Annotated in this window: 1 protein-coding gene; it reads right to left on the bottom strand. The window is 70.6% G+C overall.

Features of this window, described 5'->3' with window-relative positions:
• A partial coding sequence (locus tag ADK54_RS41485; RefSeq protein ID WP_234392430.1) for a thiamine pyrophosphate-dependent enzyme occupies positions 1 to 954 on the bottom strand: 954 nt, incomplete at both ends.

Genomic DNA, 954 nt, shown 5'->3' with positions numbered 1-954 from the left:
CGCGCAGGTGGTCAGTTCCTGATTGGTCATCTGGAAGCAGCCGTCACCGTCGATCGCCCAGACCATGCGGTCCGGCCGGCCGGCCTTGGCACCCATGGCAGCCGGGACCGCGTAGCCCATCGTTCCGGCACCGCCCGAGTTCAGCCACGTCGCGGGCAGTTCGTAGTTGATGAAGTGGGCGGCCCACATCTGGTGCTGGCCGACACCGGCCGCATAGATCGTGTCCGCGTCCGCCAGCTCGCCGATGCGCTGGATCACGCGCTGCGGGGACAGCGTGCCGTCGTTCGGCTCGTCGTAGCCGAGGGGGTAGGTCTCGCGCCAGCGGTTGAGGTCCTTCCACCAGGCCGTGTAGTCGCCTGCCCGCCCCGAGCCGTACTCGGCCTGCACCGCCTGGACCAGGTCGGCGATGACCTCGCGGGCGTCGCCCACGATCGGGACGTCGGCGCGACGGATCTTGCCGATCTCGGCCGGGTCGATGTCCGCGTGGATTACTTTGGCGTGCGGCGCGAAGGTGTCGGCCCGGCCGGTGACGCGGTCGTCGAAGCGGGTGCCGAGCGCGATGAGCAGGTCCGACTTCTGCAGCGCGGTGACGGCGGCGACCGTGCCGTGCATGCCGGGCATGCCCAGGTGCTGGGGGTGGGAGTCGGGGAAGGCGCCGAGCGCCATCAGCGTCGTGACGACCGGGGCGCCGGTCAGTTCGGCCAGGACCTTCAACTCCGCGCTGGCACCCGCCTTGAGCACACCGCCGCCGACGTAGAGCACCGGGCGATTGGAGCGGACGATCAGGTTGACGGCGGCCTGGATCTGCTTCGGCCGGGACCGGGGCACCGGACGATAGCCGGGCAGCGCGAGTACCGGCGGCCACGAGAACGTGGTCTGCGCCTGCAACGCGTCCTTGGCGATGTCCACCAGGACCGGGCCCGGACGGCCGGTCGAAGCGATGTGGAACGCCTC

It is taken from the genome of Streptomyces sp. WM6378, from assembly GCF_001279695.1.
Taxonomy (GTDB): Bacteria; Actinomycetota; Actinomycetes; order Streptomycetales; family Streptomycetaceae; genus Streptomyces.
This window is presented reverse-complemented; position numbering and strand designations above follow the sequence as displayed.